Genomic DNA, 14,461 nt, shown 5'->3' on the forward strand with positions numbered 1-14,461 from the left:
CACGCCACGCCCCGGCGCGGCATTGCCGAAACCCCAAAGGAGAGCGAACCACCATGGGCGGGCTAAAAGATCAATTGCTCAAGGCGGGCTTGGTCAACGAGAAGCAAGTCAAGAAGGCGCAGCAGGAAAAGCGCAAGGAAACCCAGCAGAAAACGGCCCCCCAGAAAACCGCCGAGGCCCAGGCCGAGCAGGCGCGCAGGCAGCAAGCCCAGGCGGAAAAAGCCGAGCGGGACCGCCAACTCAACCTGCAACGCAAAGAGGAGGCCGACCGCAAAGCACTGGCCGCCCAGGTCCGGCAGTTGATCGAAACCCATCGCCTACCCAAGGCCGAATGGGAAAACCCACATAGCGAAACGCCTTACAACTTCCAAGACGGCGGCGTGGTGAAGCGGTTATTCGTCACCGAGGCCATGCGCGGGAAGCTCATCAAGGGGATATGCGCCATCGCGAAGCTGGATCGGCAATACGAACTCGTCCCCGCCGAAACCGCCGATAAAATCCGCCAGCGGGACGCCACGGCGCTCATCGTATATAACACCCCGGCCCCGGCCACCGCCAGCCCACAGGACGATCCCTACGCGGCCTATCAAATCCCGGACGACCTGATGTGGTGAACCGCGGGGGCGGATACCCACCCCTAGCGTTCATCCAACACCCGGCAGAGGATTTCCCGCAAATGGTGCAAGTCGAATGGCTTATCGCAGATTGCCGACACCCCGGCCTGTTCCACGCTGGCGAGCCGGGCTTGGCTCTGCTCGCTGGTCACCATCAGAATCGGCATCGAGGCGTTGCCCATCCGCCTGCGGATATGCTCCACCAAACCCTGCCCGTCCAGTTCCGGCATGTGCAAATCGGTCACCACCAGGTCGAACAAATGCCGCTCGACCAAATCCACCGCTTCCATACCATCCTCAGCGGTCAGGACGTGATCGATGCCCAGCGCGTTCAACGTCCGCGCCATGTGCTTACGCGAGGTGGTGCTATCGTCCACCACCAGCACCCTGAGGTCTTGGAAAGCCACCGGCACCGCCGCCGCGGGATCGAGATAATCCGCCGTCGAGCGCAAGGCGCGGCGCAGGTGTTCATGGTCGAACGGCTTGGGCAAAATCGCCAGGATGCCCGCTTGGCGCAAGGGTTCCAGGGTATGGATATCGGTCTCGCTGGACACCAGCATGAACCCGACCCCGGCCCAGCCGGGATTGCGCCGCAACGCCGCCACCAATTCGGGCGCGGTCATATCCGGCAAATACATCGCGCTGACGACCAAATCGGGCACGTAGTCCGTCATCGACGCCAAGGCTTCCTCCCCGGAATGCACGCCTTCCACATGGCCCACACCCGCCTCGGTCAAATGCCGCTGTATCAGCTTGATCTGCGTGGGCGAAGGCTCCACCAGCAGGATCGATAATTCTTCCACCTTCATAAACATCCCCACCGTCGCTCAATGTTGCCCCTTGCCGCGGAGATAATGCCCGAGCTTCATATCCGACCCCAGGATATGGTGGTTCAACCAATCCTTGAGGAAATGCATGGTGGTGAGGGTCAGGCTGGCGGTGCCCGCATGGACGGCCTTTTGCAATTCGGCCGCGGTATTCACCAAATCCTTGTGTTCCTTCTCGTGGTTGACGTGGTCCACATAACCATGGAGCCGCATCAAGCGCTCCTCGGTGGCAAAGTGATAGACGGTATACCGGACCAATTCATCCAGCACCTTGGCCAGCACATCCTTGCCATGGCCCACGGTCATGGCGTCATGCAATTCGTTGATGATCGCCACCAGTTTCATATGTTGGTCGTCGATTTCCTTCACTCCGACCGCAAGCTTCTCGTTCCAAACAATCAATGACATGGCGGGCCTCCCCGTATTTGGACTCGCCCCGGAAACACCGGGGCTTTGTTCCTAAATGTAGCGTATACCGGGCCGCTACGACGCGGGGCCGGTAGCCAGCATCTTTCAGCAGTAAAATTAAGCCGTAGCACACGGCCACTCCACAACACCGAGTCCCAGCCATGAAACAAACCCGCCTCCCCGAACTCAGCATCGCCGACCCCAACGGCATCCACAACTTCAAATCCCATCGCTACTGGGGGGTGAAAGACCCCAAGCGTTTCGCCGAACTGATGGAAGAAGCCACCACCCTGGTCCTTCCCGGCTACCACCTCGGCGACAACCAGTTCGTATGGACGCGCAACCTTTCCATGCTCGACGACGCCGCGTTCCGAACCGCTTGGGAAGCGAACGCCATCACCGCTTCTGACCAAGCCATCGTCTGGCGGCGCTATGTGCTGTGCTGCGCCGCCTACCATTGTGTACATCTGGAGGGCGACTTCGTGGAATGCGGCACGCTTAGCGGCACCGGTGTGAAAACCGTCATCGATTATTTCGGCAAGGACCACTTCGCCAAAAACTTCTGGGCCTATGACACCTTCGATACCAATCCGGTCGAGGACCACCATTTCGAAGGACAAGGGGAAGGACTGTTCCTACGGGTCCAACAACGCTTCGCCGGCTATGACCAGGTCAACCTGATACCCGGCCTGCTGCCGAATTCCCTGTTCGGCAATTCGCCCTGCCGGATCGCCTATCTGCATATCGACCTGAACAAGGCCGAGTACGAAATCGCGGTGCTGGAAACCCTGTTCGACCGGGTGGTACCGGGCGGCATCGTGATCCTGGACGACTACGAATGGTCCGGTGTCTACCGCAGCCAGAAGATCAAGGAAGACGTATGGTTTGCAGCCCGGAATTACCGGATCATCCCCCTGCCGACCGGGCAGGGCCTGATACTTAAACGCTGAACCTGGCCATCTCCCACCACCCCCACGAGTCCCCGATGAACATCCACCGCGCCCCCCTCCTCCTCGCCGCCCTCGCGCTCGCCGCCTGCCAACCCCCCACCGAAACCGAACTGGCCGGCACGATCCAAGGCACGACCTACCACATCAAAGTGGTGCTGGACGGCCTCCCCGCCACCCCCGAACAGGTGAAAGCCGATGTCGAAGCCGCGTTCCGGCGGGTGGACGAGAAGCTGTCCAACTGGCGGGAAGACTCCGAAATCTCCCGGATCAACCAGCAGAAAACCACCGAATGGTTGGAGGTCTCGCCGGAAATCGCCACCGTGGTCGGCGTGGCGATGGATGTATACCGCCACACCCAAGGCTGCTACGACCTGACCGTCAAGCCGATCTTCGACCTGTGGGGCTTTTCCAAGCATGAACAGAAGGTTCCCGAGCAAGCCGATATCGACCGCGTCCTGCGGCACGTCGGCATGGACAAGCTGGAACTCGACCGCGAACACCACCGCCTGCGCAAACAAGACCCCGAACTCCAAATCAGCCTGGATTCCATCGCCCAGGGCTATACCGTGGCCGTGGTGGCGGCGGGCTTGGAACAGCGCGGCATCCAGAACTATTTGGCCGAAGTCGGCGGCGAAATGAAGGTGAAAGGCCGCAAGGCCAATGGCAACCACTGGCGGGTGGCGGTGGAAAAGCCCACGCCGTTGGCCCGTGCAGTCCAGCGGATTTTGGATATCCACGAAGAGAACGGCACGGCGGTCATGACGGCGGGCACCTACCGCAATTTCTTCGAGGACCAAGGGAAAACCTATTCGCATATCCTCGACCCGCGCACGGGCCGCCCGGTGACGCACAACCTGCTGTCGGTCACCATCCTCCACGACGACCCCACCATCGCCGACGCCTGGGATACCGCGTTGCTATGCATGGGCGAAATCGAAGGCCGGAAACTGGCGGAAGCGGCCCAACTCAAGGCGCTGTTCATCTACAAGGAAGGCGACCAACTCAAGGAATGGATGAGTCCCGCCTTCACCAGCGCCCCGCAGTGACCCCCCTCCCGGATGGGCTAAAGCGCGAGGCCCGCCCGCCGCAAGGCCCGCTCCCACATCGAACCGGGATCGGCATCGAACAAAAGCTCCACGGCGGCGGGCGCGACCAACCAATCGCCGCGCGCGATTTCATGCTCCAACTGCCCCGCGCCCCAACCGGCATAGCCTGCCAGGAATAGGCTATGCTTGGGACCGCGCCCTTCCGCCACCGCCCGCACCACATCGAGCCCGGTGGATAGCGCGATGCCATGGCGGAATAACTGGGTGCTGGTCCCGGCATAATCCGCCGAATGCAGCACGAAACCCAGATTCGCCTCCACCGGCCCGCCATAGCGCAGTTCGACCTGGGTTCCGCCGCCCTTCCCCACGGGCTCGCTGAACAAATCCTGGAGCGCGATCGACCCGAACACCCGGTTCACCACCAAACCCATGGCCCCCTCGCCGGTATGGGCGACGACGAAGATCACGGTCGCGGCGAAATGGGGATCGTCGAGCTTGCGGGTGGCGACCAAGAACTGGCCATCCAGGCTGGACATTTGGAGTTGGGCCGGGCGCGGACGCCCCTGCGCCGGGATCGTGCCGACCACGACCAGCCAGCACAGCAACGGCCATACGGATCGCTGGAATTTCATGGCGCGGCCCCCGGTTCCGGCTGGAAAGGATAGACTTTCATGGCGTGGCCGGCCCGGCCTGTCGTTTCGCCATACTTTGGCCCGGCATTTGCCGTATCATTGCCCGCTTCCAAACGCCCCCAGCATCGCGCCGCCCCCGGGCGGCGCGCCGTTTCCTCGTTCGGGTCCGCTAAAAATGCTTGAGGAACTAGCAAACGTCAAAGAGTTTCAATAGGCTATGCGGCTCTTTCCGTATTTGCGGCGCATCCTGGGCGCGTGCCACCCGCCGGGAGGGGTACGCGGCGTGTGGGCAGGATCGCCACGGGCAACGGAGCGGATACGCGGAGCCATGGACCCTCCGCCCGGCGCAGGGCCATAGCCAGTTTTTTTCAACCTTCAGAAGACAGTCATGACAGATTTATCGCACTACAGAAACATCGGCATCTTCGCCCACGTCGACGCGGGCAAGACCACCACCACCGAGCGCATCCTGAAACTCACCGGCAAAATCCACAAGATCGGCGAAGTTCACGACGGCGCGGCCACCACCGACTTCATGGTGCAGGAACAAGAACGCGGCATCACCATCCAGTCGGCGGCCACCACCTGTTTCTGGAAGGACCACCGCTTCAACATCATCGACACCCCCGGCCACGTCGATTTCACCATCGAGGTGTACCGCTCGCTGAAAGTCCTCGACGGCGGCATCGGCGTGTTCTGCGGCTCCGGCGGCGTCGAACCCCAGTCCGAGACCAACTGGCGCTACGCCAACGATTCCAAGGTCGCCCGCGTCATCTATGTCAACAAGCTCGACCGCATCGGCGCGGATTTCTACCGCGTGGTCAAGCAGATCAAGGACGTGCTGGGCGCCTACCCCCTGGTCATGACCCTGCCCATCGGCAGCGAAGACGGCTTCGTCGGCATGGTCGAACTGCTGACCCGCAAAGCCTGGATTTGGGACGACTCCGGCGATCCCATGAAATACAAGATCGAGGACGTGCCCGCCGACATGGTCGACGAGGTCGAAACCTGGCGCTCCGACCTGGTCGAAAAAGCCGTCGAGCAAGACGACGACGTGATGGAGAAATACCTGGAAGGCGAGGAACCGGATGTCGACACCCTCAAGCGCCTGATCCGCAAGGGCACCATCGCCATGGAATTCTTCCCCACCTATTGCGGCTCGTCCTTCAAGAACAAGGGCGTGCAATTGGTGCTGGACGCCGTGGTCGATTACCTGCCGAACCCGACCGAAGTCAAGCCGCAGCCGGAAGTGGACCTCGAAGGCAACGAAACCGGCGAATACGCCCTGGTCGATCCCGGCCGCCCCTTGCGCGCCCTGGCCTTCAAGATCATGGACGACCGCTACGGCGCCCTGACCTTCCTGCGCATCTATTCCGGCAAGCTGGAAAAGGGCACCACCGTCCTCAACACCTACACCGGCAAAACCGAGCGCATAGGCCGTATCGTCGAGATGCACGCCGATAACCGCGAGGAAGTCGATTCCGCCCAGGCCGGCGATATCGTGGCCGTGCTGGGCATGAAGAACGTGCAGACCGGCCACACCCTGTGCGATCCCGACAAGCCCGCCACCCTGGAACCGATGGTGTTCCCCGATCCCGTCATCTCCCTCGCCATCGCCCCGAAGGACAAGGCCGGCAATGAAAAGATGGGCATCGCCCTCGGCAAGATGGTCGCGGAAGACCCGTCCTTCCACGTCGGCACCGACGAAGAGAGCGGCGAAACCATCCTCAAGGGCATGGGCGAACTGCACCTCGACATCAAGATCGACATCCTGAAGCGTACCCACGGCGTCGAAGTGGTCGTCGGCAAGCCCCAGGTGGCCTACCGCGAAACCATCACCAAGCGGGTCGAGGACGGCTACACCCACAAGAAGCAGACCGGCGGTTCCGGCCAATACGCCAAGATCGATTACATCATCGAACCGGGCGAACCGGGCACCGGCTTCGTGTTCGAGTCCAGCGTGACCGGCGGCAACGTGCCCCGCGAATACTGGCCGGCGGTGGAAAAGGGCTTCAAGAGCATGATCGACAAGGGCACCCTGGCCGGCTTCCCGGTGGTGGACATGAAGGTCAACCTGACCGACGGCGGCTTCCACGCCGTGGACTCCTCGTCCATCGCCTTCGAAATCGCGGCCAAGGCGGCGTTCCGCCAGACCGTGCCCAAGTGCGCCCCGCAGTTGATGGAACCGATCATGAAGGTGGACACCTTCACCCCGGACGCCCATGTCGGCGACGTGATCGGCGACCTCAACCGCCGCCGCGGCATGATCAAGTCGCAGGAAGCCGGCGTCTCCGGCGTCCGCATCAAGTCGGAAGTGCCGCTCAGCGAAATGTTCGGCTACATCGGCGACCTCCGCACCATGACCTCGGGCCGCGGCCAGTTCTCCATGGAGTTCTCGCACTACATGCCCTGCCCCAAGAACGTGGCGGACGAAGTCATCAAGGAAGTCAACGAACGCAACGCCGCCAAAGCCAAGGGCTGAGGCGCGCTGTCCCAGGCGGCGGGGCGCACGGTCCCGCCACCCACGGGAAAGCATGAAAAAAGGCGGTCCGCCCTGGGGTGGACCGCCTTTTTTATGGCCCGGTCCCGGCGGGCCGGGAGGCTCGGACCATCAGACCGGCCCGGCGCTCCCGCCGTCCAACCAGCGGCCATAAGCTTCCAGCCGCTCCGGCGTGCCGATATCCATCCAAAAGCCCGCGTAAAATTCCCCGCCCACCCGCCCATCGGCCATCGCCGCCCGCAGCAAGGGGGCCAGCGGGAACCGCCCCGGCGCGCGGTCGGCGAACAGTTCCGGGCGGTAGACCCCGATGCCGCTGAAAGTATGGCGTTCCGTCCCCACATCGGCGACCCGCCCACCGTCCAGGGCGAAATCGCCCCGCGGATGGTGCGGGGGATTCGGCACCAGCACCAGATGGGCCAGCCCTTCCGGCGGTTCCCGCAAGCGCCGGAACGGGAAATCGGTGGCGATATCGCCGTTCACCACCAGGAAGGGCGCGTCGCCCAGGAGCGGCAGGGCTTGACGGATACCGCCGCCGGTTTCCAGGGCTTCGGTCTCCCGCGAATAGGCCAGTTGCGCCCCCAGGCGTCCGCCATCGCCGAGATGCTGTTCGATCATCGCACCGAGATGGGCGGTGTTCACCACGATATCGGTATAGCCCCCCGCCACCAGGGCCAGGATCAAATGCTCGATCAAAGGCCGCCCACCGGCCTGGAGCAAGGGCTTGGGGGTGTGGTCGGTCCAAGGGCGCAGGCGCTCGCCCCGGCCCGCCGCCAGGATCATCGCCTTCATAAACGGACCTCCGCCGCGAACCGGGGCAAGGCCCGCCCGTTCAGGAAAGCCAGGAAATCGCGGAACTCGGGATAGGCCGCGCCCGCCTCGACCACATAGCCCAAGGTGCGCGGGATATCCTTGAGATAGCCGGGCCTGCCGTCCCTGAGCCACAGCCGGGCGAAAATCCCGGCGGCTTTCAAATGGCGCTGCATCCCCATCAAGTCGAACCAGCGGCGGAAACGGGCGGGGTCGTTCCTTTGGAGCAAGCCCAATCCGCACAGCGTCTCGCGGTAGCCCTCCATCCAGACTTCCACCCGCGCCGTCGGCCAGGCGATATAGCAATCGCGCAGCAGCGAGACCAGATCGTAGGTGATGGGCCCGATCACGGCGTCCTGGAAATCCAAAACGCCCGGATTGGCCGTTTCAACGACCATCAGATTGCGCGAATGGTAATCGCGGTGGACGCAGACCTGGGGTTGTTCCAACGCCGAAGCGACCAGGGCATCGCCCGCCCGGTCCAAGGCGGCGGTCTCGGCGGCGTCGGGCTCCAGATGCAGCAGCCGGTCCAGGAACCACTCGCGGAAGATGCCCAGCTCGGTGCGCAGGAGCTTTTCATCGTAGGCGGGCAAACCGGCGCGGGCCGGGTCCACCCCGGTTTGCAACCGCGCCAGGCTGGCGAGGGCGTCGGCGTAGAGCGCGTCGGCGCTGGCGGCGTCGAGCCGGTCGAGGTAGCACTGGCTGCCGAAATCCCCCAGCAGCACAAAACCCCGTTCGGGGTCGGCGGCATGGACCACGGGGGTTCGTACCCCGGCCCCGCGCAGCAGTTCGGCCACCTTGAGGAAGGGCCGCACATTCTCGCGGGGCGGCGGCGCGTCCATGGCGATATAGCTGTCCGCGCCGATCCTGGCGCGGAAATAACGGCGGAAACTGGCGTCCTGGGAAGCGGGTTCGATCCCGGCGACGGTATGGCCGAGGTCGTCCCCCAGCCAGGCGAGCAAATGGGCGAGGCGTGTGTCCGGTGCGGGCATGGGCGATGGTGTGCGAATGAAAAAAGCTTAACGGGGACCGACGATACGGTAGAATTGTCGGGAACAAGCGGGATATTTCACCATAAAGACTGTCCCGGCGATAATTCCGCACCAGGAACCCCACGCGCTCCGACCCGGATCGGCCAGGGTGGCCCACTACTCACGGCGAACCCGTCGGCGATCATCATTCCCGCAGAGCATGGTTTTTCCGATTCACCTCACGCGCAGCCGCTTGGCGATGGCCCTTTGTTTAGGCGTGGTACCGCCGTCCGCCGGGGCTGCGGCGACGGACTGGAATTGCGCCCCCGGCCCGGATAACCAGTGGGTGTGCGGGGCCAAGCAGAAAACGCCCAGCCCGCAAGGCGCAACCGGCGCTGCATCCACAGCCCCGCCCAGCGTATCGCCCCCCGCCCCGGTCCAGCCCGAACCCCCGGCCCAGGCCCGACAACAACCGCTCCGCTACGAACCCGTGGCCCCGGCCGCGCCCGTCCAACCCGAGCCGCCCGCCACGGCCCCGGACCGGCCCGAACCCGCCCCGCTCCAAGCGGAAACGCCGCCCCGCCCCGCGCCCACCGCCCCGACGGCACCACCCGCCCGGTCCGAACCAGCCGCCGTGGCCGCGACAACCCCGAATTCGCCCGAAGCCCCGGTCCCAGCGCCATCCCGTGCGGCCATCCCGGTTCCCGCCACCGCGCCCGCGCCGGTCCCAACCCAAGCGGTCCCTTCCGCCCTGAAACGGATTCCCCTGGCCCTGCGGGCCGCGGCCCCGGCCAACGCCACGCCCGCCGAGCAAGCCGCCAGCAAACCCCGCCAGCCCGGCTGGACCTGTTTGCCGTCCCAGGCTGAGGAAGCCGCCGACAAAGGCTGGGATTGCTCGCTGGAAGGCCCGGACCCCCGCGGCGCGGCCCGCGTGGTCGACGCCGCCAGCGGACAGGTCGAGAACTGGGCCGAAGCCACCACCCTCACCCGCGAGGACGAACGGCGGCTCGAACGCATCGTCAGCCAGTTCCCGGTCAACCCGTGGCAGAACATGTGCGCCAACCGGGCGCGGCTGATGCCCATGAGCGAATTCCTGCTCACCCCCGAGGAAAAACTGGCGCGGGACAAGGCTCCGCTGGAAATCCAGTCCAATTATTTCGAGATGCTGGACGGCGAGATCGCCAATTTCGCCGGCGGCGTCGAGATGGTCCAGGCCGATCAGAAGCTCTGGGCCGATTTCGCCACCCGCGACGTGAAGACCAACGCCTTCAACGCCCATGGCAATGTGCTGATCATGCAAAAGGGGCTGGCGCTGTCCAGCGACACCGGCTTCATGGACAGCGACAGCGACCGCGGCGTGTTCCGCAACTCGCAATTCGTGCTGCCCCAGGTACCGGCCCGCGGCGCGGCCCGCCTGACCCACCTCGACAGCGATACCTTGTCGCGCTACGAAACCGTCACCTACACCACCTGCCCGAACGGCAACCAAGATTGGTTGATGCACGCCTCGGACCTCAAGATCAACAAGGAAACCGGCGTGGGCCGGGCCCAGAACGCCTGGTTCGAATTCAAGGACGTGCCGGTGTTCTACACGCCCTACATGACCTTCCCCACCGACAGCCGCCGCCAATCCGGCCTGCTGATCCCTTCGCTGGGATATAGCCGTTATTCCGGCTTCAACTTCTCGGTCCCCTACTATTTCAACCTGGCGCCCAATTACGATTACACCTTCATCCCCCGCTATTTCTCCAACCGCGGCATCCAGTTGAAGAACCAGTTCCGCTATCTCACCGAAGCCACGCGGGGCATGGTGGAACTCGATATCGTGCCCCACGACGACCTGACCGGCACCACCCGCGGCCAGGCCACGGTATTGAACGACACCCGGTTCAGCCAGAACCTCAGCAGCCACGTCAGCGCCAACTACGTCTCGGATTATTCCTATCTCGGGCAACTGGGTTCCACCTTCAATATCAACAACCGCAGTAATATCCCCAGCATCGGCTATATGCTCTACCAGGGGGACTCCTATTCGCTGCGGACCCAGATCGATTATTTCGAGACCATCGACCCCACCGTCGCCAAGAACGCCCGGCCCTATTTCCACCTGCCGCAATTGGCGTTCAACTACGGCACTGGGATCGCCAACACCGGACTGCAATTCCAAAGCCTGGTCCAGTTCGATAGCTTCCAAAACTCCGGGATCGACCGCACCACCGGCCAAAGGCTCCGGCTGCAACCCAAGCTATCCTATCCTTTCCAGAGCGCCGCGGGTTATATCACCCCCAGCTTCACCTTGCAGAACAACCAATATTGGTTGCAAAGCCCGGAGTATTGGGCGGAATCGAACAATACCCAGGCCAAGGATTCCGTGAACTTCACGGTGCCGATCACCTCCATCGATAGCGGGATGTATTTCGAGCGGGAATTCGACCTGGGAGGGAAAGCCTTGACCCAGTCCTTCGAGCCACGGCTGTTCTACAACTATATCCCCTATGTCGATCAGGCCGACGCCCCGGCCTTCGATTCCTCGGCCTACGACTTCACCTTCTACCAGCTGTTCCGCGAAAACCGCTTCACCGGCGGCGACCGGGTCGGCGACACCAACCAGTTCAGCCTGGCCCTGACCACCCGGTTCATCGACCAGGCCACGGGCCGGGACCGGCTGGCGGCCAGCGTGGGCAGCGCCTATTACCTCTCGAACCGGCGGGTGACTTTGCAGGGGGAGCCCTCGGCCTACCAATCGCAGAAAAGCTCCAACCTGATCGCCGATGTCTCCGCCATGCTGACGGAAAACTGGAGCGTGCATACCGGCGGGCAGTGGAATCCCTACGAAAACCAGATCGACCGGGGCATCGCGGCCCTGCAATATAACGACCGGCAGAATACCCTGCTCAATATCGCCTACCGCTATCGCAGGAACCAGAGTACGCTGACCTGCGAACCCAGTCTTTTAGGCACCGGCGATAACCAATATGTCAACCCCAATCCCTGTATCGACCTGACCGATATTTCCCTGCGGCTGCCCGTCGCCCAAGGTTGGCATGTGCTGGGACGCTGGCAATATTCGCTGGTGGACAATTTGACCCTGCAAACCTTCGCGGGCTTCCAGCGTGAAACCTGCTGCTGGCGCTTCAGCGTCATCGCCTACCGCAATATCAACAATTTCCAATCCTCCTCCGGGCAAACCCAGGCCAATAATGGCGTCTATGTCCAGCTGGAATTGAAAGGGCTGGCCTCGTTGGGCGATTCCATCGACGAATTCATGCGCTACCAGATCAGCGGCTACCGCATGCCCGATGAAATCCTCCAGAATTATTAATCCCCCAAGCTTTCCGGTATCTCCCTTTATGCAATGCAAGCGCGGATCGATAATCCTATATCTCTGCGGTTTAGGATTCGCCCTGTGGTCGGGGTGGCTGTCCGGCCCGGCCTGGGCCGATACCTCCCTGGACCGCATCGTGGCGGTGGTGGAGGACGATGTGGTGCTGGAAAGCGAGTTGGATAGGAAACTCGCCGAGATCAAGCACAGCCTGGCCAGCCGTAGCGATACCCGGCTGCCGCCGGATTCGGTCCTGGCCCGGCAGGTGCTGGAACGCCTCATCATCGAGAAAATCCAGCTCCATCTGGCCGAGAAGATAGGCATCCGGGTGGACGACGAAACCCTGCGCCAAGCCGTGCAGCAAATCGCCCAGCGCAACAAGATGACCCCGGACGAACTGCGTAGCTCGCTGCGCCAGGAAGGCGTGGAATACGCCGATTTCATCGAGCAAATCCGGGGCGAGATCACGGTCCAGCGCCTCAGGGCCAGCCAGGTCAACAGCCAGATCAAGATCAGCGACCGCGAGGTGGAGCAATGGCTGGCGGCGCGGGGCGAATCCAGCGCCGGGCAGGACAGCGAATACCTCCTGGGGCATATCCTCGTCGCCACCCCGCAGGCCGCCTCCCCCGCCGAGGTGCAGAAGGCGCGGGAACGGGCGGAGAAACTGGTCCAGGACCTGCGCGGCGGCCTGGATTTCAAGCAAGCCTCGATGACCGCCTCCGATTCCAGCGAAGCCCTGAACGGCGGCGAACTGGGCTGGCGCAAGCTGGGGCAGATTCCCAGCCTGTTCACCGAGCAGGTGCCCAAGATGCACGAGGGCGAAATCGCCGACCCGATCCGCAGCCCCAGTGGTTTCCATATCATCAAGCTGTTGGGTGTCAAGGGCGCGGGCGGCGAACACATCACCAAGACCCATGTACGCCATATCCTCATCCGGACCAACGAGGTGCTGACCGACGAGGACGCCAGCAACAAGCTGCTGGCGCTCCGGGCCCGCATCGAGGCCGGGGACGATTTCGCCGTGCTGGCCCGCGGCCATTCCGACGACAAGGGTTCGGCGGTCAAGGGCGGCGACCTGGGCTGGGTGCAACCGGGGGCTTTGGTGGCGGAATTCGAAGAATCCATGAACCATCTTGCGGTGAACCAGATCAGCGAGCCGGTGCAAAGCCAATTCGGCTGGCATTTGATCCAGGTCCTGGGACGCGAGGAATCCCAGGACACCGGCGAATTGCTCAAGAAACAGGCCCGCGACGAAATCTTCAAGCGCAAGGTGGAGGAGGAAACCGAATTGTGGATGCGCCGCATCCGCGACGAGGCCTATGTCGAAATCCGGCTCGACGATCAGACTTCGCCCAGTTCCTACGTCCCCGAGACGCTGCGATGACGCCGCGGCTGTTGCTCGGCACCGGGGAGCCCGCCGGGATCGGTCCCGACCTCTGCGTGGCCGTGGCGCAGAAAACATGGCCCTGCGCCCTCGCGGCCCTCGGCGACCCCGCCGTGCTGGCGGCGCGGGCGGCGCGACTCGGGATGCCCTTGCGCCTGGAAACCATCGGCCCCGACACGGGATTGGACGCGCACCGGCCCGGCACGCTGAAGGTCTGGCCGCTCCCCACCGCCGTCCCGGTCGTGCCCGGCCGGCTCGATCCCGCCAACGCCCGCTACGTGCTGGACACCATCGCCCAGGGCACCCGCGCCTGTCTGGCCGGGCGCTTCGACGCCCTGGTGACTTGCCCGGTCCACAAGGGCGTCATCAACCAGGCCGGGATACCCTTCACCGGCCATACCGAATTCATCGCCGCCATCACCGGCGGCGAGCCGGTCATGATGCTGGCCGCGCCGGGGCTGCGCGTGGCCTTGGCGACCACCCATCTACCCCTGGGCGAGGTCAGCCGCGCCATCACCCGCGACCGCCTGGAAACCGTGCTGCGGGTGCTGCACGGGGATTTGCGCACCCGCTTCGGCATCGCCGCGCCGCGCATCCTGGTCTGCGGCCTCAATCCCCACGCGGGCGAGGGCGGACACCTGGGCCGCGAGGAAATCGACATCATCGAGCCGGTGTTGGCGCAGCTACGGGAAACGGGCATGGACCTGTCCGGCCCCCTGCCCGCCGATACCTTGTTCCTGCCGAAATATTTGGCGGAGGCCGACGCCGTGCTGGCGATGTACCACGACCAAGGCTTGCCGGTGCTGAAACACCTGGGCTTTGGCCGCGCCGTGAACATCACCTTGGGCCTGCCCATCGTCCGCACCTCGGTCGATCATGGCACGGCGCTCGATCTGGCCGGGAGCGGGCAGGCCGATGCCGGGAGCCTGGAAGCCGCCCTCGACACCGCCATCGCCATGCAAGCCACCCGCCGCTGAATCGTCCTTCCATCCACGCTATC

General features: G+C 63.7%; 12 protein-coding genes. 7 read left to right on the forward strand and 5 right to left on the reverse strand.

Translation table 11 applies throughout. The annotated features are described in order from the left end of the window. Positions 1-53 precede the first annotated feature (53 nt). Positions 54-614: a DUF2058 domain-containing protein gene (locus K5658_RS20415; protein ID WP_221064884.1), complete on the forward strand. Its 561-nt coding sequence runs from the start codon at positions 54-56 to the stop codon at positions 612-614. A 23-nt stretch (positions 615-637) separates the two neighbouring features. Here the strand turns inward: K5658_RS20415 and K5658_RS20420 are convergent, their stop codons facing one another. Both K5658_RS20420 and K5658_RS20425 read right to left on the reverse strand, forming a co-directional pair. Continuing rightward, complete coding sequence (locus tag K5658_RS20420) at positions 638-1,423, reverse strand: response regulator (RefSeq protein ID WP_246628521.1); 786 nt, start codon at positions 1,421-1,423, stop codon at positions 638-640. Positions 1,424-1,441: 18 nt separating this feature from the next. Beyond that, positions 1,442-1,849 (reverse strand): bacteriohemerythrin, encoded by a 408-nt coding sequence (locus K5658_RS20425; protein ID WP_221064886.1) that lies wholly within the window; start codon positions 1,847-1,849, stop codon positions 1,442-1,444. Between the two features lie 161 nt (positions 1,850-2,010). Between K5658_RS20425 and K5658_RS20430 the strand changes: the two genes are divergently transcribed. Further along, a complete protein-coding gene (locus K5658_RS20430; RefSeq protein WP_221064887.1) occupies positions 2,011-2,799 on the forward strand; it encodes a TylF/MycF family methyltransferase in 789 nt (262 codons plus the stop codon). 35 nt (positions 2,800-2,834) lie between these two features. Next, complete coding sequence (locus tag K5658_RS20435) at positions 2,835-3,845, forward strand: FAD:protein FMN transferase (protein ID WP_221064888.1); 1,011 nt, start codon at positions 2,835-2,837, stop codon at positions 3,843-3,845. Positions 3,846-3,862: 17 nt separating this feature from the next. On the opposite strand, the gene K5658_RS20440 is transcribed toward K5658_RS20435, so the two are convergent. Beyond that, the gene (locus K5658_RS20440) at positions 3,863-4,477 is read right to left on the reverse strand and encodes a YqgE/AlgH family protein (protein WP_246628522.1); all 615 of its coding nucleotides are present in this window, start codon (positions 4,475-4,477) and stop codon (positions 3,863-3,865) included. 388 nt (positions 4,478-4,865) lie between these two features. On the opposite strand from K5658_RS20440, the gene fusA reads away from it, so the two are divergent. Beyond that, positions 4,866-6,959, forward strand: coding sequence for an elongation factor G (gene fusA, locus K5658_RS20445; protein ID WP_221064889.1), 2,094 nt, complete (start codon positions 4,866-4,868; stop codon positions 6,957-6,959). A gap of 129 nt (positions 6,960-7,088) precedes the next feature. Here fusA and murU read toward each other — a convergent pair whose 3' ends face one another. Next, positions 7,089-7,766 carry an N-acetylmuramate alpha-1-phosphate uridylyltransferase MurU gene (gene murU, locus K5658_RS20450; RefSeq protein ID WP_221064890.1) on the reverse strand — a complete coding sequence of 226 codons (678 nt, stop codon included), beginning with the start codon at positions 7,764-7,766 and terminating at the stop codon, positions 7,089-7,091. Next, on the reverse strand, positions 7,763-8,776 hold the full coding sequence (locus tag K5658_RS20455; RefSeq protein ID WP_221064891.1) for an aminoglycoside phosphotransferase family protein: 1,014 nt from the start codon (positions 8,774-8,776) through the stop codon (positions 7,763-7,765). Before K5658_RS20455 ends, murU begins: the two co-directional genes overlap by 4 nt. 238 nt (positions 8,777-9,014) lie before the next feature. Here K5658_RS20455 and K5658_RS20460 point away from each other — a divergent pair, with 238 nt between their 5' ends. Genes K5658_RS20460 through pdxA form a run of 3 tightly spaced genes read left to right on the forward strand, consistent with a single transcriptional unit; the run spans position 9,015 to position 14,438 of the window. Next, a complete protein-coding gene (locus K5658_RS20460; protein WP_221064892.1) occupies positions 9,015-12,077 on the forward strand; it encodes an LPS assembly protein LptD in 3,063 nt (1,020 codons plus the stop codon). Positions 12,078-12,105: 28 nt separating this feature from the next. Then, the gene (locus tag K5658_RS20465) at positions 12,106-13,461 is read left to right on the forward strand and encodes a peptidylprolyl isomerase (protein WP_221064893.1); all 1,356 of its coding nucleotides are present in this window, start codon (positions 12,106-12,108) and stop codon (positions 13,459-13,461) included. Next, on the forward strand, positions 13,458-14,438 hold the full coding sequence (pdxA, locus tag K5658_RS20470) for a 4-hydroxythreonine-4-phosphate dehydrogenase PdxA (RefSeq protein WP_221064894.1): 981 nt from the start codon (positions 13,458-13,460) through the stop codon (positions 14,436-14,438). The genes K5658_RS20465 and pdxA overlap by 4 nt, the downstream gene beginning before the upstream one ends. Positions 14,439-14,461 lie beyond the last annotated feature (23 nt).

It is taken from the genome of Methylomagnum ishizawai (genome assembly GCF_019670005.1).
In the GTDB taxonomy this organism is placed as follows: Bacteria; Pseudomonadota; Gammaproteobacteria; order Methylococcales; family Methylococcaceae; genus Methylomagnum; species Methylomagnum ishizawai.